19 protein-coding genes are annotated in these 20,345 nt (G+C 34.4%); 17 read left to right on the top strand and 2 right to left on the bottom strand.

Translation table 11 applies throughout. The features are described 5' to 3' along the window. Window positions 1-16: 16 nt before the first annotated feature. A complete protein-coding gene (locus R1T42_RS00615) occupies window positions 17-1,117 on the bottom strand; it encodes a Glu/Leu/Phe/Val family dehydrogenase (RefSeq protein ID WP_042295716.1) in 1,101 nt (366 codons plus the stop codon). A gap of 140 nt (window positions 1,118-1,257) precedes the next feature. Here R1T42_RS00615 and R1T42_RS00610 point away from each other — a divergent pair, with 140 nt between their 5' ends. The 4 genes from R1T42_RS00610 to R1T42_RS00595 all read left to right on the top strand — a co-directional run bounded on the left by R1T42_RS00610 (window position 1,258) and on the right by R1T42_RS00595 (window position 6,686). Further along, window positions 1,258-3,012: an ABC transporter ATP-binding protein gene (locus tag R1T42_RS00610; protein WP_317290894.1), complete on the top strand. Its 1,755-nt coding sequence runs from the start codon at window positions 1,258-1,260 to the stop codon at window positions 3,010-3,012. Window positions 3,013-3,176: 164 nt separating this feature from the next. After that, window positions 3,177-3,560 (top strand): PUR family DNA/RNA-binding protein, encoded by a 384-nt coding sequence (locus R1T42_RS00605; protein ID WP_036581765.1) that lies wholly within the window; start codon window positions 3,177-3,179, stop codon window positions 3,558-3,560. 74 nt (window positions 3,561-3,634) lie between these two features. Next, entirely contained in the window at window positions 3,635-6,145 is a 2,511-nt protein-coding gene (locus R1T42_RS00600) for a M14 family metallopeptidase (protein ID WP_317290893.1), read from the top strand. A 61-nt stretch (window positions 6,146-6,206) separates the two neighbouring features. Further along, window positions 6,207-6,686, top strand: coding sequence for a hypothetical protein (locus R1T42_RS00595; protein ID WP_317290892.1), 480 nt, complete (start codon window positions 6,207-6,209; stop codon window positions 6,684-6,686). A 47-nt stretch (window positions 6,687-6,733) separates the two neighbouring features. Here the strand turns inward: R1T42_RS00595 and R1T42_RS00590 are convergent, their stop codons facing one another. Next, a complete protein-coding gene (locus tag R1T42_RS00590) occupies window positions 6,734-8,134 on the bottom strand; it encodes an RtcB family protein (RefSeq protein ID WP_317290891.1) in 1,401 nt (466 codons plus the stop codon). Between the two features lie 202 nt (window positions 8,135-8,336). Here R1T42_RS00590 and R1T42_RS00585 point away from each other — a divergent pair, with 202 nt between their 5' ends. From R1T42_RS00585 to R1T42_RS00525, 13 genes are all read left to right on the top strand, one after another. After that, window positions 8,337-9,365 carry a helix-turn-helix transcriptional regulator gene (locus R1T42_RS00585; RefSeq protein WP_036581773.1) on the top strand — a complete coding sequence of 343 codons (1,029 nt, stop codon included), beginning with the start codon at window positions 8,337-8,339 and terminating at the stop codon, window positions 9,363-9,365. Between the two features lie 167 nt (window positions 9,366-9,532). Beyond that, window positions 9,533-12,004 (top strand): DUF5686 and carboxypeptidase regulatory-like domain-containing protein, encoded by a 2,472-nt coding sequence (locus R1T42_RS00580; protein ID WP_317290890.1) that lies wholly within the window; start codon window positions 9,533-9,535, stop codon window positions 12,002-12,004. 221 nt (window positions 12,005-12,225) lie between these two features. Next, the gene (locus R1T42_RS00575; protein WP_317290889.1) at window positions 12,226-12,996 is read left to right on the top strand and encodes a tetratricopeptide repeat protein; all 771 of its coding nucleotides are present in this window, start codon (window positions 12,226-12,228) and stop codon (window positions 12,994-12,996) included. A gap of 67 nt (window positions 12,997-13,063) precedes the next feature. Further along, window positions 13,064-13,366 carry an ArsR/SmtB family transcription factor gene (locus R1T42_RS00570; RefSeq protein WP_317290888.1) on the top strand — a complete coding sequence of 101 codons (303 nt, stop codon included), beginning with the start codon at window positions 13,064-13,066 and terminating at the stop codon, window positions 13,364-13,366. Between the two features lie 44 nt (window positions 13,367-13,410). Beyond that, on the top strand, window positions 13,411-13,692 hold the full coding sequence (locus R1T42_RS00565) for a CBU_0592 family membrane protein (protein ID WP_317290887.1): 282 nt from the start codon (window positions 13,411-13,413) through the stop codon (window positions 13,690-13,692). 8 nt (window positions 13,693-13,700) lie between these two features. Beyond that, window positions 13,701-14,303 carry a short chain dehydrogenase gene (locus R1T42_RS00560; RefSeq protein WP_317290886.1) on the top strand — a complete coding sequence of 201 codons (603 nt, stop codon included), beginning with the start codon at window positions 13,701-13,703 and terminating at the stop codon, window positions 14,301-14,303. A 240-nt stretch (window positions 14,304-14,543) separates the two neighbouring features. After that, window positions 14,544-15,494, top strand: coding sequence for an SDR family oxidoreductase (locus R1T42_RS00555; protein ID WP_042248624.1), 951 nt, complete (start codon window positions 14,544-14,546; stop codon window positions 15,492-15,494). A gap of 9 nt (window positions 15,495-15,503) precedes the next feature. Continuing rightward, window positions 15,504-16,415 carry a helix-turn-helix domain-containing protein gene (locus R1T42_RS00550; protein WP_317290885.1) on the top strand — a complete coding sequence of 304 codons (912 nt, stop codon included), beginning with the start codon at window positions 15,504-15,506 and terminating at the stop codon, window positions 16,413-16,415. A gap of 2 nt (window positions 16,416-16,417) precedes the next feature. Next, on the top strand, window positions 16,418-16,918 hold the full coding sequence (locus R1T42_RS00545) for a hypothetical protein (protein WP_317290884.1): 501 nt from the start codon (window positions 16,418-16,420) through the stop codon (window positions 16,916-16,918). 203 nt (window positions 16,919-17,121) lie between these two features. Beyond that, complete coding sequence (locus R1T42_RS00540; RefSeq protein ID WP_317290883.1) at window positions 17,122-18,096, top strand: acyl-CoA thioester hydrolase/BAAT C-terminal domain-containing protein; 975 nt, start codon at window positions 17,122-17,124, stop codon at window positions 18,094-18,096. A gap of 190 nt (window positions 18,097-18,286) precedes the next feature. Next, the gene (locus R1T42_RS00535) at window positions 18,287-19,009 is read left to right on the top strand and encodes a toxin-antitoxin system YwqK family antitoxin (RefSeq protein ID WP_317290882.1); all 723 of its coding nucleotides are present in this window, start codon (window positions 18,287-18,289) and stop codon (window positions 19,007-19,009) included. 18 nt (window positions 19,010-19,027) lie between these two features. Further along, window positions 19,028-19,525, top strand: a complete 498-nt coding sequence (locus R1T42_RS00530; protein WP_317290881.1) for a DUF2628 domain-containing protein — start codon at window positions 19,028-19,030, stop codon at window positions 19,523-19,525. A 23-nt stretch (window positions 19,526-19,548) separates the two neighbouring features. After that, window positions 19,549-20,328 carry a hypothetical protein gene (locus R1T42_RS00525; protein WP_152556266.1) on the top strand — a complete coding sequence of 260 codons (780 nt, stop codon included), beginning with the start codon at window positions 19,549-19,551 and terminating at the stop codon, window positions 20,326-20,328. Window positions 20,329-20,345 lie beyond the last annotated feature (17 nt).

Below are 20,345 nucleotides of genomic sequence, written 5' to 3'. Positions count from 1 at the left end.
CTACTTTACTGGCAACTTATCCACGGTTTTCCTGACGACGAGCATCAATACGGGCTTGTGCAATTTGCAACGCTGCGGTATGAGTAGTCACACCATTTTGTTGCGCTTTGTTTAAAATCTCGATGGTCGTAGTATATATGTTCTCTGTTTTACGCATGATTTCAGAACGGTCATAACCTTCTAACTCTGCATAAACATTAATAATTCCACCTGCATTGATTAAGAAATCTGGTGCGTAAACAATACCACGTTGCTGTAGAAGCATACCATGTTTACTTTCATCTGCTAGTTGATTATTTGCTGCTCCAGCAACAATATCTGCTTGTAATTTCTGGATGGTATTATCGTTTACCGTGGCACCTAATGCACATGGTGCATAGATATCCATCTTTTCGGCATGAAGATCAGCGCCTGTATAGATTTTTGCTCCGTACTTTGAACTTACTTCTTCTAAACGATCTTGATTAATATCTGCGATATAAACTTGAGCTCCTTCTTGAGTAAGATATTCTACAAGAGTTTCTCCAACATTACCTATTCCTTCTACATAAACAATTTTATCTTCTAGAACATCGCTTCCATATTTATATTTTGCAGCCGCTTTCATTCCCATAAACACACCATATGCAGTTATAGGAGATGGATTACCTGCTCCACCTTTTTCTTGAGAAATACCGGTAACATATGGCGTTACCTCACGCACTGTATCCATATCACCTGTAGTCATTCCTACATCCTCGGCAGTGATATACTTTCCACTTAAAGAATGTACAAACTCTCCAAAACGACGCATCATTTCTGGAGTTTTTTGAGTTTTGGCATCACCAATTATAACGGCCTTTCCTCCACCTAGATTTAATCCTGTAATAGCACTTTTAAATGTCATTCCACGAGAAAGACGTAAAGCGTCATTTAATGCAGCCCATTCATTGTCATATTGCCACATACGTGTCCCACCTAAAGCTGGACCTAGAACAGTATTGTGAATTCCTATGATGGCTTTTAAACCTGTATCTTTGTCATTACAGAAAACGACTTGTTCGTGATCGTCAAAAGACAACTGTCCAAAAACAGGATCTTGGTTAATAATCTTTTCCAATGTAGTATGTTGAGACATGAATGATTTTTTAATGGCTGTTTTAAATACTCTTAAAAAGCGTGCAAAAATAACGTCATTTTAGCAACTTAACAATAACACTGACTTAAATTCGCGTTTAGAATATAGAAAGTAAATTCTTTGAAGGATTTTTACCTATTATGAAGGAACTTAAAAAGCTCAATAAACTTTTTGTAAAGTACAAGTGGCAACTGCTAGGAGGATTTCTAGTAACCATAATTGCACGAGTACTTTCCATCTTCTTACCTAAATATATAGGTAAAATCATCAACTTACTTAATGATTGGGGTAATGGTAACATCACAGATGAGTCATTTCTCAATGATCAATTGTTATTATACATCGGTATTATTCTAGGCACAACATTACTTTCTGCAGGACTTACTTTTGTAATGCGTCAGTTAATTATTGTGGTATCTAGACATTTAGAATATGATCTCAAAAACATCATCTATAATCAGTATCAAAGATTATCACTAGGCTTTTACAAGCAAAACCGAACTGGTGATCTAATGAATCGTATTAGCGAAGACGTCTCAAAAGTACGCATGTACATGGGACCAGCTTTAATGTATAGTGTTAATATGATTACCTTATTTGCTGTAGTGATACCTGCCATGATTTACACGGCTCCTACTCTAGCGATTTACACCATCATACCACTTCCCTTTTTATCAGTAGCGATATATTTAGTTAGCCGCGAGATTCAGAAACGTTCAAAACTGGTTCAAGAACAACTCTCTAGTTTAAACACGATTGCCCAAGAATCTTTTAGTGGAATATCTGTTATAAAGGCTTACAATTTATCACAGCAAATGAATGAGCAGTTCACTGTTGTTGCAAATGACAGTAAAGAAAAAAACATAGATCTAGCTCGTATTCAAGCCTTGTTTTTTCCTTTAATGGTCTTACTTATAGGCCTTAGTAACATTCTTGTCTTATATATAGGAGGAAAACAAGCAGCAGAAGGCATTATTGAAGTAGGTGTCATTCCAGAGTTCTTAATTTATGTCAACATGTTAACCTGGCCAGTAGCCGTTGTCGGTTGGGTGACTAATATGGTACAACAAGCCGCCGCATCGCAAAAACGTATCAACGAATTTCTAGATATCAATCCCGCAATTCAAAACCTGGTTGAAACAGATACGCCGGTTACCGGAAACATCACTTTTGACCATGTGAATTTTGTTTATGAGGATACTAATATACAAGCACTTAAAGATGTAAGCTTCACTATTGAAGCAGGTAAAACATTAGCCATTTTAGGTAAAACCGGTAGTGGTAAATCTACCGTACTTGAATTAATAGGTAGGTTATATGATGTTACCGACGGCACTATAATAGTAGACGACTACCCTATTAAAGACCTTAACCTAGATAGATTACGACAGGCTATAGGATATGTGCCGCAAGATGCGTTTCTATTCTCTGATACAATAGGTAATAATATTGCATTCGGTAAAAAGGATGCTAGTAAGGATGAAATAATTGAAGCTGCAAAAAATGCAGTAGTTCACAAAAACATTATAGACTTCACTAAAGACTATGATACGGTATTAGGTGAACGAGGTATAACCTTAAGTGGTGGACAAAAGCAACGTGTATCTATCGCTCGTGCCATTATCAAAAAACCACAAATCTTATTATTTGACGATTGTCTAAGCGCGGTAGACACAGAAACTGAAGAAAAAATTCTAAATAACCTCAAAAAGGTGACTGAAAACACTACCACTATCATCGTTAGTCACCGAGTAAGTAGTGCAAAAAATGCAGATCAAATTATTGTGTTAGATGAAGGTCGTGTTGTCGAAAATGGCAATCATGACTCTTTAATTAAAAACAATGGCTATTATGCAGAACTGTATACAAATCAAATGATGGAAGACGATCGTTAAATAATCTAGAATCTAGCGATTCTAAAAAACATGATAGTTTAACCTTTTTAAATCGAATTTTAAACCACAAACTATCAACTACTTCACACAATAAACCGATAATCTCTTTCCCATTTAACATTTTTTTATATTTTTGGACTTATTGACAACCTTGAAATAGCATAATGAGCGATAGAGATTACAAAGATCAAGAAGATATTTTTTCAAAAGTAGTACGTGCAGGACGACGCACCTATTTCTTTGACGTGAGGTCAACTAAAGCAGATGATTATTACCTAACCATCACTGAAAGTAAAAAGTTCACCAATGACGATGGTAGTTTTCACTTTAAAAAACATAAAATTTATCTTTATAAAGAAGATTTTGCAGAGTTTGAAAGTACTCTCGCAGAAATGACACAATTCATCATCAAAGAAAAAGGTGATACGGTCATTTCAGAAAGACATCAAGCAGATTATAATCCGGCTGCTCATGCAACAGAAACGGTACAAACAGAAACTACTGAAGCAGCACAAAGCTTCACAGACGTTAGTTTTGATGACATATAAGTTACATCACAAAGATTTCTTAAAGCCTTTCATTTTGAAAGGCTTTTTTTATTTTTAAACTTTAACAACCTACTATGTATAAAGCAATACTGATGGTGGCTTGTCTCGCTTTCGCGAAAGCGTTAACAGCACAAACACTAGTCGATCCTACATTAAGCTATTATTTACCAAATCCATCAACCACTTATAATAGTGAGATTTCTACACCACAAGAAGTACTAGGTTACGTACCGGGAAAATGGCATGTAACGCATGATAAACTCACAGAATACATGCGTGTACTAGCTAGAGAATCTGATCGCATTACACTAGAAAATCGTGGAAACACTTATGAAGGCAGACCACTGTTGCTACTGACAATTACGTCGCCTCAAAACCATGCAAATATTGAACAGATACAGGCTGATCACATAGCATTAACTGATGGCAGCAATGCATCTACCGCAAATATGCCTATCGTAGTTTATCAAGGGTTTTCTATACATGGTAATGAGCCCAGTGGATCAAATGCTGCTCTTCTTCTCGCCTATCATCTTGCTGCTGGACAAGGAGCTGAGATGGATGAATTACTGAATAATACCGTCATACTTTTTGATCCTAGTTTTAATCCAGATGGATTGCAGCGATTTGCTGGTTGGGTCAACCAACATAAAAATGAGAATATAAATCCAGATTCTTATGACCGTGAATATAGCGAGGCATGGCCTGGTGGACGCACTAATCACTATTGGTTTGATATGAATCGTGACTGGCTACCTGTTCAATTACCAGAATCTCAAGCAAGAATTGAGACCTTTCATAATTGGATGCCTAATATTCTAACAGATCATCACGAAATGGGAACTAATGCAACTTTCTTTTTCCAGCCAGGAATTCCATCACGCACACATCCCTTAACACCAGCAATGAATCAACAGCTGACTCGTAAAATAGGAGATTTTCATGCAGCCGAATTAGATAAAATAGGATCACTTTATTATACTGAAGAAAGCTATGACGACTTCTACTATGGTAAAGGATCAACGTTCCCAGACGTTAATGGCTCTATAGGAATTCTTTTTGAGCAAGCTAGTTCTCGTGGACATGCTCAAAATTCTGAAAATGGAGTGTTGACATTTCCATTTACTATACGCAACCAGTTTACGGCAGGCATTTCTACACTAAAAGCCGCAGTACGTATGCGTCAAGAAATCCTAGATTATCACAAAAAGTTTTATGCCGATGCTCGTAAAGAAAATAATAGTGGTGCCATCATTTTCGGAGATTATACTGATGCTGGTAGAACTGATGCACTTGCAGATATTTTAATGAGGCACAAAATAGAAGTGCGTTCTTTAAAAAACGATGTCACTAAAAACGGTAAAACTTATAAAAAGGACTATGCTTACATCGTTCCAAAAAATCAAAAGAATTCGCGATTGATTAAAGCGATGTTTGAAAAACGCACCACTTTTCAAGACAGTTTGTTTTATGATATCAGTGCGTGGACTTTTCCGCTAGCCTTTGATATGGATTATGATGAGAATGCTAGTTTAAATGATGCTATGGATGAAATAGCATATAAGAACGGTATTGGTAAAATAAATTCGTCTGACTATGCTTATCTCATGCCGTGGAATGAGTATAAAACGCCTAAGATTTTAAATATTTTGCTTTCTGAAGGAATACGCGCAAAGGTGGCAATGAAAGAATTTACTATTGAAGGTAAAGATTATGACTATGGAACCATATTAATTCCTGTTCAAAATCAAAAATGGGATGCGTCTGAGTTTGCAGATCGTCTAGGTGATATTGCCATCCATGAAGGCATAAGCTTTTATGGTGTTCAATCTGGACTTACTAAAGGCATCGATCTAGGTTCTCGACAGTTTAGAGCATTAACCTTACCTAAAGTTGCTTTATTAATAGGCGATGGAGTTAATCCTTATGATGCTGGCGAGATTTGGCACTTACTAGACCAGCGTTATGACATGATGGTAACTAAGATAGATGTTAATGATATTAATCGTAAAGATTTATCGCGCTACAACACCATTATTGTTCCAGCAACCTATGGTAGCCCAGAAAATGAGGTTGTCGATCAACTTAAAGAATGGACACGTGCTGGTGGAACTTTAATAGGTTATCGCAGTGCGTTAAGATGGATGAGTAGTTCTAAATTGTTACCGCTTACTTTTAAGAGTATCGATAATCCAGCAAACAACATCACCTTTGAACAACGTTCTGATTTTTATGGAGCACAAAATATAGGTGGTGCCATTTTTGAAACTCAACTAGATCGTTCACATCCTATCGCATTTGGATTTAAAGATGATCAATTACCTATGTTTAGAAACACACGACTATTTATTGAACCTCATTCAGACTCTTTTAGAAACCCGATACGTTATACAGACAACCCTTTAATGAGTGGTTATATCTCAGACCTGAATTTAGAAGCGTTGAAAAACACGGTTCCTTTTCAGCATAACAATTATGGGCGAGGTGATGTTATAGGTTTTACTGACAACACACAGTTTAGAGCTTTCTGGTATGGAACAAATAAACTATTGATGAATGCTATTTTCTTTGCAGAGGAGATGTAGGTTTTATTTTAAGTTTTAGATTGCTGGGCTATTAGGATGCTGGGTTAATTAAAAGTAAATAATGTTAGACAATATTATACATGTATTAATAGCTATTTTCAATCTGGTTTGTTTTGGGTATTTAATTCATGTGATCGGTGGATTGATTAAATATAGAAAAAATGTGTTTGAACATAGAAACAAAGCTTTAAGCATTATTATATTAGTTCTAACCATATTCCAAGTATCTAAAAAACAACAAGAAGAATTACAATCATTTAATGTAAAACCTCTAAATTCTAGTAACATAAAGATATCTATTGAAGATAACTGGTTCAGTGATTTGAATGTCATAAGTTATAATTCAAAACAGCATCAACCATGCATAGCGACTTTATCTCACACCGGTCTTATAATGGGAATTGACTATCAGGCTATTTCAATTAATTTCACAATAAATTCAAATCAAGAATATATAAAAGTACAATACTTCAAAAACTATAGAATCTATGGCAATACCATTTATAGAAGTTTAAAATCATCAACTATGCGTATTAAGTAGATGAATTAAAAAAGCTCTAACCATAGTTAGAGCTTTCTTTTCAAACATTATTTTGTTTTTTGTTTACGACGTCTTTTCACTCTCCATGGGGCATTCTTATCGACATCGCCTGCCATGATACAACCATACGGCATCACTTTCTCTATCACTTTACCTAAACCAAATTCACTCATTTGACTTCTAACAGAATCAGCATCTTTATAAGCACTAGGTAATTCAGAAATATCAATTTCATTTGAATAAAACCTAATGTCTAATCCTTCTGTCTCCTCTTCAAAAATTTGTTCATTCGTTTTATGAGCTAAGTTTCTTTTATGTTGTGATCGACTCATATTTCTACCTGCACCATGAGGAGCAAATCCTAAATTATCATCTGTAGTATCTCCTTCGACAATTAGTATAGGCTCTGACATATTTAACGGTATCAATCGAGGACCTGTAATATCGGGCATAAACTTAGGATTCAACGGTGTCGCACCTTTAGCATGATAAAAAATATCTTCATCTTTAAAAACAAAGTTATGTTCATTCCAAAACCTATTCTCAATCACGGCACCAGCTTTTTGAGCTATCGTATCATGGATTAATTCATGATTTAATTTAGTCCACTTTCTAATTATTTGAAGAGCTTTCCAATATTCTTTGCCTTCACGAGTTTCAAATGGAATCCACGCGTTCTGTTTTAAAGTTTGTGGAGAAATTAGTTGCCTGAATTTCTCTGCAACTTTCATACCTTGAGAATAAAGTCTTGCTCCAGGCGCTCTTGAACCATGATGAGTTACAAGCATTGTATGACCTGTTAATGAACTTTTACCAACAAATAGAAAATGATTACCATCACCTTGAGTTCCAAGATGTTCTTGAGCAAGAGACAAACCTCTCTCAGAATGTAAAAAGAAATTGTTTTTAAACTCTTCTTTCAATTCTGTAGGTAAGGCAAACTGTTTTCCTCTAGGTCTGCCACCAGGACCAAAATGAGTAGTTTGATGAGCCATATCTAAGACGATTTTAGGATCTATGTCTCCCAAATCCGTAAGCATAACTGAGCAACAAATATCTGCACTATGCATACCTGGGTGAATAGCATTTTTAGTAGCAACTATTCCTCCAACTGGAATCGTTCCTACCGGACCTGCTGGACAAGCGTCTGGCATGACGGCACCACTAACTACTGTCGGAGTTCTCATTACAGCATCCATTGTTGCTATCACTTTATCTACATTATCCTGCTCCTGTTCATTTTCGGCTTGAATGTTTAAGCTATAAGAAATAGGCTTCTTAAATAACTCCATCTCTGGTGGCAATCTAAATTGCTCTAAATAAGCCTCCATATCTTGTTGATTTAATTGATTTTGGTTGATAAAAGCTATCGCATCTTTAAACCAATGTGCGCTAGGGTAACCCAATGCAACTATCTCTTTTCCTGTTATTTTAATTTCTTTTTCCATCTTCTCTTTTAATAAGCTGCGCCATATCCTCTGTATGACGCAGCACCTCATTACGGGTTCATACCCTTTGTTTAACTATGATACAAATATGCACACCTTACTGCGCAGTCTTTTTGCGTAGTTAAAATTTAAATATCTATCATTGCATGTAGACACATTCAAAAACCTAATAGGTGCCTAATAATCAATATTTTAAAAAATCATGGCTGTAAATAAAAATGCATTACTCAGGTATAAAACCATTGATAAATGTTTACAAAACACTTATCGCACATGGACACTAGCAGATTTAGTAGCATACTGTTCGCAAACTTTATATGATTATGAAGGGCGAGATGTTTCTGTAAGTACAAGAACTGTCCAGCTTGATATTCAAATGATGCGTAGTGACAAACTAGGTTATAATGCGCCTATTGAGGTGTATGACCGTAAGTATTATAGATACAGTGATCCTAATTACACCATTACAGATATTCCAGTTACAGAAGCTGACATGTCTGTATTAACAGAAACCATGGAAATGCTGCGTCAGTTTAAGGATTTTTCATTCTTTGATGAATTAAAAGTTATCATAAATAAACTTCAAGATAAAATTCACACTGAGAATAGTGAGAAACCATCCATCATCTATTTAGAAAAAAATGAGAATTTAAAAGGTCTGGATTACCTAGACGAATTATACCAGGCGATTTTAAAAGAAGTAGTCATTATTCTAACCTATCAATCATTTAAGGCTAGACAACCTCAACATATGACTTTTCATCCACAGTTCTTAAGAGAATATAATAACCGATGGTTTGTCATAGGACTAGTGCAAAATGAGGATGGTATTAGAACGCTAGCTCTAGACAGAATTATCGAAATAGATTATGATCTAAAAATCGACTATCAATATGCTCAAATCAACCCCAAAGATTATTATAAAAATACAGTAGGTGTTACCGTTTTAGACCATCATCATACGGCTCATGTAGTCTTTAAGGTCAATAAGACAAATGCTCCTTATGTTGTCACTAAACCGTTTCACCATTCTCAAGAAATTATCTCTTTGCAGGAAGATGGTAGTATGACTTTTCAAATATTTGTAAATTTAAACTTTGAATTAGAGCGATTAATTCTAGGTTTCGGCGAGTCGATTGAAGTCCTTAAACCAAGAAACTTACGACAAAGAATAAAAAGGAAAACCGCACTTGCAGCAAGAATTTATCAAAAGAAAAACAGGAATGAGTAAATTCTTTTATTTGATAAAAACATCTTCAACAAACATACACTGACCTAATTTCACATATATCTCACCCTTCAATTTTAAATTTCAGACAACCATTTCAAAAATGTTTCGTCTATATACAAAACGAGCCGTAAATTCGTTTGTAGGTGAACCACCAAACTAACTCTTCTATGAAAAATGTTCTATGTACCGTAATTCTTTTATGTTTTGCTTTCGCGCAAGCGCAATTATCTGGTACTTTATATGATGATCAAAAAGAACCTATCGCCTTTGCTTCTATATACGTTGAAGGTACTTACATAGGAACAACTACTAATAATAGTGGTCAATACACACTTACATTTCCAGAAAACGGAACCTATAATGTCGTTTTTAAATCGCTAGGTTATAAAACACAAGTAGTAGAAATAGTGCTTAACGGTGCTGCGGTTACTAAAGATATTACGCTTACTGAAGAGTTGACCACACTCGACGCTGTGGTAATCACAAATGGTGAAGATCCTGCTTACCGCATCATACGTGAGGCGATTAACAATAGAGAAGCTAACCGTAAGAAATTCTCGAGCTATACGGCAGATTTTTACTCGCGTGGTTTCTGGTATATGGATGATGTCCCAGAGAAATTTCTAGGTGAAGAGATAGGTGATCTAGACGGATCGCTAGATTCTTTAACACGCAGCGGTATCGTTTATCTATCTGAAACCGTGAGCGAAATCGCTTATGACGCACCAGACAATTTTAAAGAACGTATCGTGGCCAGCAAAGTCAGTGGTGATGATAATGGCTTTTCTGTTAACAGTGCCGAGAGCGCCAACTTTGACTTCTATAACAATAATATAGATTTAAACAATCGTATCGTATCGCCTATCGCAGACTATGCACTAGGATACTATGAATATAAATTGCTAGGTACCTTTTATGACGATAATAATTTTTTAATCAATAAAATACAGGTGAGCTCTCGCAGACCTAAGGACAACACCTTTAACGGTACGATTTATATTGTAGAAGATGATTGGACCATTTATGGTGTAGAGTTAACCACTCGTGGCGAGAACATCAACGTTCCTATCATTGAAGAATTGGTCTTTAATCAATCTTTCACCTATGAAGAAGCAAGTGGTGACTGGATAAAAAGATCGCAGTCTATCGATTTTCAATTTGCCTTTTTTGGCTTTAAAGGTTACGGTCGTTTTATAGCAAACTATACTAACTATGACTTTAAACCACAATTTGATAAAAAATATTTTGGCCCAGAAGTGTTGAGCTTTGCAGATGGTGCTAACAAAAAGGACAGCACCTATTGGAATGCAAAACGTCCTACACCACTTACCGTTGCCGAGACTGATGAGTACGTTAAGAAGGACAGTATATCTGCCGTGCGCAACGACCCAAAATATAAGGACAGTGTTGATGCCGTAAATAATAAATTAGACCTGCTAGAAATACTGACCGGTTATACTTATCGCAACTCAAATAACCGCAGTTCTATAGGTTATAAAGGTGTCACAGATTTTAAAGGTTTTAATACAGTACAAGGTTATGTACTAGGTACTGGACTGTTTTATTCAAAAGGATATGATGAGGATTATAACAAATACCTATATGCCAGTGTCGATGCAGACTACGGATTCTCTGATGATCGCGTGCGTTACAACGCATCCATCTATTATCGATTTAATAGAACAAACAGGCGTAGCCTGCGACTGTCTGGTGGTACCGCTGTACAGCAAATCAATAACAGTAATCCTATATCGACGATGGAAAACACGTTATCCAGCTTACTGTTTGAACGCAATTATGCCAAATTCTATGAAGTCGATTATGCCCGAGCTAGCTATAGTGAAGAACTCATCAATGGACTATTTGCAAACGCTTATGTCGGTTATGAAAGACGCCAGCCGTTAACCAACACAACAGACCAGGTTTTCTTCTCACAGTCAGACGTAGACTATACAAGCAATAATCCATTACAGCTGGACAACAGCAGACTTGCCTTAATCGATGAGCACGAGATGGTAAAAGTAGGTCTAGGACTGACCATACGACCAGGACAGAAATTCCAGAGCTATCCAGATCAGAAGTATAACATTAATAACGAAAAATACCCAACCATTACACTTAACTATGAAGGTGCACTCGCGTCAGACAACAGCAATTATGACTATCACCAGTTTAGAGCAAGCCTTTATCAATCATTTGACATGGGTAATGTAGGACGCAGTAGTTACTGGGTAAACGGTGGTACTTTTATTAATGGAGATGGCATCTCATTTTTAGACTACCAGCATTTTAATGGGAATAGGTTACGTTATAAGTTACAAGCCTTAAATCCCTTTGGTTTTGGTCTATTGAACTACTATGACTACAGTACAAACAGCGATTATGCACAAGTACACTTACAACACGATTTTAAAGGCTTTATACTAGGTAAAATCCCAGGATTAAATAAGCTTAACTATGACCTCATTTTAAGTGGTAAAGCGCTGTTTACAGACCGCAAACCTTATTTTGAGGCCAGTGCCGGAATTGATAATATTGGATTTGGTAAGTTCAGACCGTTCCGTGTGGACTATGTACACAGTATCACCAGTGGTCGCAGTTATGGCGCCTTTGTGGTCGGTATTAACTTTGGCCTATAATACAATAATACACATACCGCTTGCGCGAAAAGTTAGACGCTAACACCTTGTGGTAATAATTAACTTCTAAGTAAAAGACTCATACTTGTGTATGGGTCTTTTTTATTGGTATTTAACAGTATTTGCAATGATTAGAAGAATTTTCTACGATCTAATATTTAAGCACTAAGTATATAAAGCTATTTTAGTTGAATTAACAGAAACATTGATCTGCTATAGAAATGAAAAACATTACTTACTTATTATTCTTATTTCTAATAGTTATCGGTTGTAAGGGTAACTTATCAGACACAGAAAAAAAACAAGTTTCTGAATTGATCCGTAAAGCACAAGTCCATAGAATGAATGGTCATTTAGATCAAGCACAAGTTAACTACCTAAAGGCGTTAGAAATTGATCAAAAGAATACTGCGATACAATATGATTTAATAGGTGTTTATATTGAGAAAGATACTTTAGACCTAGCCTTTCAAGTTTTAAAACAAATCCCAGAAGAAGAAAGAGAATCAACAGATTACTATCATGTGGAAGGTGGACTTTATGACTACAATGGTCAAAGTCAAAAAGCAATAGAAAGTTATCAAAAAGCCTTGAACCTGGCCCAAGTTCCAGTAGTTTTTAATCAGCAGGATTTAAATCCATTGATCAATTATGCAATGTTAGAAACTTTAGCCGGCAAGAAGGAACAAGGAGTCAATAGATTAAATAATACACTGTCTTTTTCATGGCTGGCAGAAAGTGACAAAGCATTATTACAAAATTTCAGAAATGAATTTGAATATTATCAAGGCAAAGGAGTTGTAGAATTCCATGCTACAAGAGACTTTTCAATACTCACCAATAATCCGGACAGTTTAGAACAGGTTTTAAAAACGCATCATATCAATATCAAAGCAAAAAGTACAGGTCAACATCATGACTCTACCAAAATATTCTTTTCAGAAAAATTCAAATCTGGAATTGAAAAACTAGGATTAAAAATCAGAACTTAAAGCCACTAAGTGTTATATAAAGTATAAAACATTTTGACATATCGCTATTTATAGATATGTTTGTGCCATGGATATTAAGACAGCTACGGAAATAGGAAAATGTTTATCTAATGAGACTCGATTTCAGATCATGGAATGGTTGAAAGAACCAGAAAAGAACTTTCCACCGCATGAGACACTTAAACATTTCAATGAAGGTGTTTGCGTTACGTATATTCAAGAAAAAGCAGGACTTTCACAATCCACTATTTCTACATACTTGACTAATATGGAAAAATGCGGATTACTTATATCTACAAGACACGGAAAGTGGTCTTATCTGAAACGAAATGAAAACACTATTGAGAAATTTATCAAATTTCTGAAATAAAAAAAATTAAACAAACACATCGACATATATAGATATAACGAAATATGAAAATTTTAATTGACATTATAGGCTGGTCAGGTTCAGGATTAATAATTCTGGCTTATGCCCTAACCTTAATAGAGAATAAGAAGTATTTAGATTATGGAAAATATTTAAATTTAGTAGGTGGAATTTTAATAGCTACTAATTGCTATTACTATAGTGCAATACCACCATTTACTACTAATTTAATATGGAGTATCATCGCTACATTAACGATCTATAGATCTAGTAACATGAAAAAGAAGAACAAGAAGAAATGCAATAAAAATAATTGTCTAACCTAAAAAAAAAGATGAAAATATTGATTATTGGTGGTCATGGTACCATAGGAAAAAAAGTTGTTTCACATTTTCAAGATGAGAATGAAATCATTATCGCTGGTCGTACTAATGGTGATATAACAGTCGATATTGCTGATGCAAAATCAATTAAAACCATGTTTGATCAGTTGGGTAAATTAGATGCCATCATTTGTATTGCAGGAGAAGCAAAATGGGCGCCTTTTAACGACCTAACAGAAGATGATTATTACATAGGTCTTAAAAGCAAACTCATGGGACAGGTCAATCTGGTCCGTATAGGTCAAGATTATTTAAACAGTAATGGCTCTATCACTTTATCTACAGGAATTCTTGCAGATGATCCTGTAGTAAAAACGACCAGTGCAGCGATGGTAAATGGCGGTATACATAGTTTCGTAAAAGCAGTAGCTCTAGAAATAGAAAATGGAATCAGAGTAAATGTGGTTTCCTCTGGAATGGTGGAAGATGCTTATGATAAATATAAAGACTATTTCCCAGGCCACAATCCGATCCCTATGACTAAGGTAATTAATGGTTACGTGAGAAGTGTTAATGGAAAAGGTAATGGCGAAATTATCAGAATTTATGATTAATCATCATTAATTATTTACACTTCGTTTAGCATAAAAAGCTCTAAAATTCTATCACAGGATTTTAGAGCTTTTTTATAGGCTTTAATCAACAAATGCAAATGTTTTTACATGACCTGTGTCACCTATTGCAATCTCATCATGCCCCAAAAAGTATATCAATTTCGAAAATGTGTGTAAGTCACAAAGATGATCGTTAATCTAATTTTGCACTGTAAATATCATTGTATTAAACAAACTATTATGAGCAAGAATCAATTTGGCAAAAATGGATGGACACCAGACATTATAGGTTCCCTAAAAGGTAAAACATATGTAATTACAGGTACTACTAGTGGTACTGGATTAGAAGCTGCAAAAATTTTACTTGCTAAGGATGCTAAAGTTGTTATGTTAAATCGTAACGACGCTAAAGCTCAAGACACCATTGCTAAATTCAAAAGTGAGTTGGGTAATCATATTGAAGTATCTAATATTCAAATGGATTTAGCACAATTAGCATCAGTAAGAAAAACTGCTGAACAGGTACTCTCCACAATTTCTCATATTGATGCATTGATTTGTAATGCTGCTATTGCACAAGTCCCAAAACAAGTACTTACTGTTGACGGTTTTGAAAGTCAGTTAGGTGTTAATCATTACGGAAACTTTTTATTACAAGGATTGCTTTTTCCTTTAATCGATAAATCTAACGGACGTATCGTGACTGTCGGAAGTGAAGGATATAAAATGGGAATAAAAACCATAAAGTTTGATGACATGAATTGGGACGATAACTATGAACCCAATACTGTTTATAGTCAAAGTAAACTAGCACAGATTATGTCTGTTTATGAGTTGCAAGATCGACTTAAGAATGCCGGAAAATCAAATGTTAAGGTTTATGCATGTCATCCAGGTGCGTCGAGAACTTCATTAATTAAAACCAGCGGAAGTTTAATGACCCGATTCATTTGGCAAATGATGAAATTATCTCCATTTGTACAATCTGCAGAAAAAGGTTCTTATCCAGAACTAATGTGTGCTACAGAGCCTAATTTAGATCAAAACGGTTTTTATGGCCCTACTGGTCGCAACTACTGGACCGGACCTGTAGGTGAGTGTGACTTAGAATCACATGCAAAAGATAAAGCCGTGATGCAAAAACTTTGGATCATTTCTGAGAAAGCAACAGATTTTCAATGGAATCTATAACTTAGTATTATGAAACATTTTAAAACACTCTCGTCATTTCTACAATATATGGAACTACCACTTCCAGAGCATCCTATGTTTAGTATATACGTAGCTCAAGAAGAATCCTTTCTTCCATGTCCTAGAGAAAGCTCGCCGCCTATAACAAATGATTGTTACTCCATTAGCTTAAAGAAAATTGTTAAGGGTGATTTAAATTATGGAAGAACCTCCTATGATTTTACAAATGGTGCATTAATTTTTATAGCTCCTAGACAAGTGTTACAATGGGATAGTAGTGTCATTTTTGAACAGAAAGGATTTTCTATCAATTTTCATGAAGATTTTTTAAAAGGTACAGAATTAGCTACCCAAATAAAAAAATATAACTTCTTCTCCTACTCAGTTAATGAATCGCTACACCTATCTCCAAAAGAAGAGAAACAGATTGAGTCAATCGTTCATAATATCAAAATCGAGTATCAAAATAATCAAGACGAATTCAGCAAGGAAATCATTATTTCTCAATTAAGCACCTTACTTAAATATGCTAACCGTTTTTATGAGAGACAATTTTTAAACAGAAAAGAACTGTCTAATGATTTATTAGAGAAATTTAATTTTCAATTGGCTATGTATTTTGAATCAGGAAAACTATCAGAAAACGGTATTCCCACAATAGAACAAATTGCAGATAAATTGAACGTCTCTCAACGTTATCTAAGTGATACTTTAAAAAAAGAAACTGGTAAAACCACGACAGAACATTTACAATTGAACTTAATAGACAAGGCTAAGGACATATTACTTCAACCACATAAGACAATTGCTGAAGTCGCTTATGAACTAGGGTTTGAATATCCGCACTACTTCTCCAGACTCTTTAAAAAGAAAGAAGGGATTAGTCCTTCACAATACATTGAAAAATATAAAATGAATTAATTATGGATATACTTAAACTAGCCACTGAATGGGCTAAATCTGAAGTCTTCTCTACGCGTTTCTTTATATTATTTGGACTACTATTTATTATTGCTAGTATTGGTTTTTGGCAATTAGGAAAAACCGATTTAGCAAGATCCTACATCATCCCTACCCTAGTCGCTGGTATAATGCTATTAACTATTGGAATTGGTCTATTTTACACAAATAAGTCTAGAATAACTCAGTTTGAAAAAGCTTATAATGAAAACGCAACAGCATTTATTCAATCAGAATTAGATAGAACTGAAAAAACATTAAAAGAGTACGACACTATAGTTTTTAAAGCTATTCCACTTATAATTATAGCTGCTACTTTAATACTATTATTTATTAATTCAACGATGTGGCGCTCCATTAGTATTACGACTATAGCCATGTTGATTGTAATATTGCTCATTGATGGTACTGCACATAGTAGAATAGAAAACTATCATCAACAATTATTAGTTAGTACTATATAATTAATCTAATAGATAGATGGATTCATATCAAACAAAACTAGTTTTTTAACTATTCAAATTCTGAGTTTCCAACCTTCCAGTGATGTAATTTAAGAGCCTTATTTTACAAATTATTTTATGATAACTTCACCTAAATTTTAATAGAGAAAAATTTACTATCGATTTAAGATGGTATAACTCTATAAATTTAAAATACAACCACTTTGAAGAAAAAACTTACTATATTATTTGGAGTTTTAATCACACTAATACTGTGTTACCTTGTAGTTGATTATGCACTTTTCAGTGGTATAAGATCAAAATCTATAAATGAAAATGGTTTTCAAGGAAGTTACTTTACTAAAGAAAACATAGAGAACAAAACGGCTGTAATTCTAATTGGTGGTGGTGTTTGGGGAGATTATTGGGCTCAAGAATTTGCTCAAAAAGGTCTAGTAGGGCTATCATTACCTTATTCAGGTAAAGAGAATTTACCTCGATTACCTGAAGAAATTAAATTAGAGTATTTTGAAAAAGCAATCCAATGGCTAGCACAACAAAAATCTGTGAACCCAGAAAAGATTGTAGTCATGGGCGCTTCTAGAAATGCAGAATTAGCTTTATTAATTGCCTCTACATATCCAGAAATTACTAGCGGTGTAATTGCTTATGCTCCTAGTTCTGTATCATGGTCCAATACTGTTTTACCTTATAATTCTGATACCATTAAACCTAGTTGGACTTATCAAGGAATTGACGTCCCTTATATTCCTATGAAAAAGATCAAAGGAAATAACACTAGTCAAATTACATTTTTAAACTATTGGGAAGATGGATTACAAAAATCAGATATAGCAGATAATGCCGCAATTAAAGTAGAGCAAATTAATGGACCTATACTTCTATTTTCTGGCTTAGACGATCAGGTATGGCCATCTGCTAAAATGGCTCATAGAATTGAGGAGCGATTAAAAAAACACCATTTTAACTTTAAATTGCAAAATGTAAAATATAAAAATGCTGGACATCTAATATCTAATATTCCAGAACAGAGATCAGAAAACAGATTAGGGACATTAAATATTAACGGTAAAACATATACTTACAATTATGGAGGAACTAGTGATGGTGATTTTAAAGCAAAAATAGATGCTAAAATTAAATTGACAGAATACCTATTAAAACTAGATGCAAGATAATTTTCTTAATTATTGAATCTTGAATTATTTGAAGACCTTACTCTAAAAGAAGAATATTAATTTAAACAGTGACAGTAAATTAGCAAGAAATTAATTTTATATTTATTCATTAAGTTAATACCACAATCACTCATCTATGCACTTTATTAATAGACTTGTATCAATACTAAAATGTGTTTTAATATGTGTAATGTTTATAAAGTGCAAAGATTCCAATTCAGTATTAAAAGAACCTCAAGAATTAAAAACAGTAGAGACTAGTACGCCTATAGCTTTTGCTGATTATTATCCTTCAGGAAATATTAAAATAAAAGGGCAATTACTTCACGATAAAAAAACGGGTACATGGATTTCTTATTTTGAAAATGGAGACGAAAAGTCAATTCAAAATTATAAAAATGATGTTCTGGATGGTTTTCAAAAAATACTGTATTCGCAAGAACTTTACATGGAAGGCAATTTTAAGCAAGGTGTCAAAGTTGGCACTTGGAAAAGTTACTTTAAAGATAGTCAACAGCTTAAGTATCTCAAACATTTTGATAACAAGGGCAATAGTACTGGTAAATGGGAAAGTTATTACGACAGTGGTGAATTATCTTTAATTGAAAATCATGTCAACAATCAAGCGCATGGATTGCAAACACAATACTTTAAAAATAGTCAAATAAGTAGTACCGGAAAACTGGTTAATGGTAAGAACCATGGTTTATGGAATCATTACTATGACACTGGCGTACTACAATGCGTGAAAGAATTCAAAATAGGTGTTGAAGAAGGCGTATACAAACAGTATTATGAAAACGGCACCCTATATAAAGAAGGCACTAAAACCAACTTTAAAAAAACTGGTGTTTGGAAAACATACAATCGGCAAGGTACTATTATTGAAACCAAATCATACGACCATCCATAAAATTAATAGATTAAAATTATGAACGACCCTTTAAATACAGACAGAGAAACCAACTGGGAATTATCCGCCTTTGTAGGTGAGAATCGAGCTTATTATTTAGAGAAATGGGAAAGCTTAAAAAACGGTAGTGTTTTATCTTTTAATTTCTACGCATTTTTATTTGGTATCACTTGGCTACTTTATAGAAAAATGTATCGTGAAGCAGGTATTTTATTTGCCATCATCCTTGTTGAGTCCGAGGTTACTTTTAATCTTGTTGGTGAGAATGGTGCGGTAGATATAGCAATTAGAATCTTCTATTCACTAGCCATTGGTTTTACGGCAAATTACTTTTACCTCAAACATGCCGAAAGAGAAATTCAGAAATTGAATGAACAATTTCAAGACCCTACTGCATTAAAAGAACTTATTATAAAGAAAGGTGGCACGTCTTGGGTTTCGGTAATAGTAGGAATAGCAATTATCGTTGGGTTATCGCTACTTCTCGCTTATTTATTAGGTGACTTGAATTTTTAGTTATGAGAATTTTCAAATTTTGGATGAAATATTCTAGAGAACTCTCTATAAATGGAATTAAACAACTCTCTACCACCTATGGAGGTTCTAATATCTCTGAAGATGAAGCTATTAAAGATGCTATTCTCAAACTTAACAACGCTCAAAAAAGAATCAATGGCGAGCTAGGCAGAAATAGAGATTATGAAGCAGACATCAGAGAAGAGATTATAGAAACAATTAATCAAGATAATATCATTACCAGAAATAGATATGGTGCACTGGTATTAAATTCTAAAAAATTAATGTTTATTGATATTGATGAATACTCATCTTCTGTAAGTGACCTTATCTTCAGAAGATCGTATTCTCAAAAACAGTTAATGCTGCGCAAGATTGAGAAAACAGCACAAAAAAAGGATTATCATCAACTGGGATTCAGAATATACGAGACCGCAAAAGGTTATCGTGTTTTAGTAACTAATAAAGATTTTGATCCTAGGAGTTATGAATCAAAGCGCATGATGAGAGATTTTAACGCAGATCATTTATACCGCTGGTTGTGCAGAAAACAGAATTGTTATCGCGCAAGATTAACACCTAAACCGCATCGCATCAATTTAAAAAGGATTAAAGTAATTTTCCCAAACAGGACAGCCGTACAGCAACAAGAATTAACAAATTGGCTTCATGATTATGAACTGAAATCTCAACGATCTTCTAGTTGTCATCTGGTAAAAGAAATTGGTCAGGTACGCACCAATGAAGCCATTGAATACCACGATCGATTGAGCGGTGTTAAATGGGAATATAATCTCGCTTAAATAAACCTTAAGTTGAA

Origin of the sequence: Nonlabens ulvanivorans (genome assembly GCF_032922765.1) — a bacterium.
GTDB classification, from domain to species: domain Bacteria; phylum Bacteroidota; class Bacteroidia; order Flavobacteriales; family Flavobacteriaceae; genus Nonlabens; species Nonlabens ulvanivorans.
This window is presented reverse-complemented; position numbering and strand designations above follow the sequence as displayed.

Bases quoted from the DNA above. Each gene is read 5' to 3' on its own strand.
- R1T42_RS00615 (WP_042295716.1), bottom strand. From the start codon at position 1,117: ATGTCTCAACATACTACATTGGAAAAGATTATTAACCAAGATCCTGTT.
- R1T42_RS00610 (WP_317290894.1), top strand. From the start codon at position 1,258: ATGAAGGAACTTAAAAAGCTCAATAAACTTTTTGTAAAGTACAAGTGG.
- R1T42_RS00605 (WP_036581765.1), top strand. From the start codon at position 3,177: ATGAGCGATAGAGATTACAAAGATCAAGAAGATATTTTTTCAAAAGTA.
- R1T42_RS00600 (WP_317290893.1), top strand. From the start codon at position 3,635: ATGTATAAAGCAATACTGATGGTGGCTTGTCTCGCTTTCGCGAAAGCG.
- R1T42_RS00595 (WP_317290892.1), top strand. From the start codon at position 6,207: ATGTTAGACAATATTATACATGTATTAATAGCTATTTTCAATCTGGTT.
- R1T42_RS00590 (WP_317290891.1), bottom strand. From the start codon at position 8,134: ATGGAAAAAGAAATTAAAATAACAGGAAAAGAGATAGTTGCATTGGGT.
- R1T42_RS00585 (WP_036581773.1), top strand. From the start codon at position 8,337: ATGGCTGTAAATAAAAATGCATTACTCAGGTATAAAACCATTGATAAA.
- R1T42_RS00580 (WP_317290890.1), top strand. From the start codon at position 9,533: ATGAAAAATGTTCTATGTACCGTAATTCTTTTATGTTTTGCTTTCGCG.
- R1T42_RS00575 (WP_317290889.1), top strand. From the start codon at position 12,226: ATGAAAAACATTACTTACTTATTATTCTTATTTCTAATAGTTATCGGT.
- R1T42_RS00570 (WP_317290888.1), top strand. From the start codon at position 13,064: ATGGATATTAAGACAGCTACGGAAATAGGAAAATGTTTATCTAATGAG.
- R1T42_RS00565 (WP_317290887.1), top strand. From the start codon at position 13,411: ATGAAAATTTTAATTGACATTATAGGCTGGTCAGGTTCAGGATTAATA.
- R1T42_RS00560 (WP_317290886.1), top strand. From the start codon at position 13,701: ATGAAAATATTGATTATTGGTGGTCATGGTACCATAGGAAAAAAAGTT.
- R1T42_RS00555 (WP_042248624.1), top strand. From the start codon at position 14,544: ATGAGCAAGAATCAATTTGGCAAAAATGGATGGACACCAGACATTATA.
- R1T42_RS00550 (WP_317290885.1), top strand. From the start codon at position 15,504: ATGAAACATTTTAAAACACTCTCGTCATTTCTACAATATATGGAACTA.
- R1T42_RS00545 (WP_317290884.1), top strand. From the start codon at position 16,418: ATGGATATACTTAAACTAGCCACTGAATGGGCTAAATCTGAAGTCTTC.
- R1T42_RS00535 (WP_317290882.1), top strand. From the start codon at position 18,287: ATGTTTATAAAGTGCAAAGATTCCAATTCAGTATTAAAAGAACCTCAA.
- R1T42_RS00530 (WP_317290881.1), top strand. From the start codon at position 19,028: ATGAACGACCCTTTAAATACAGACAGAGAAACCAACTGGGAATTATCC.
- R1T42_RS00525 (WP_152556266.1), top strand. From the start codon at position 19,549: ATGAAATATTCTAGAGAACTCTCTATAAATGGAATTAAACAACTCTCT.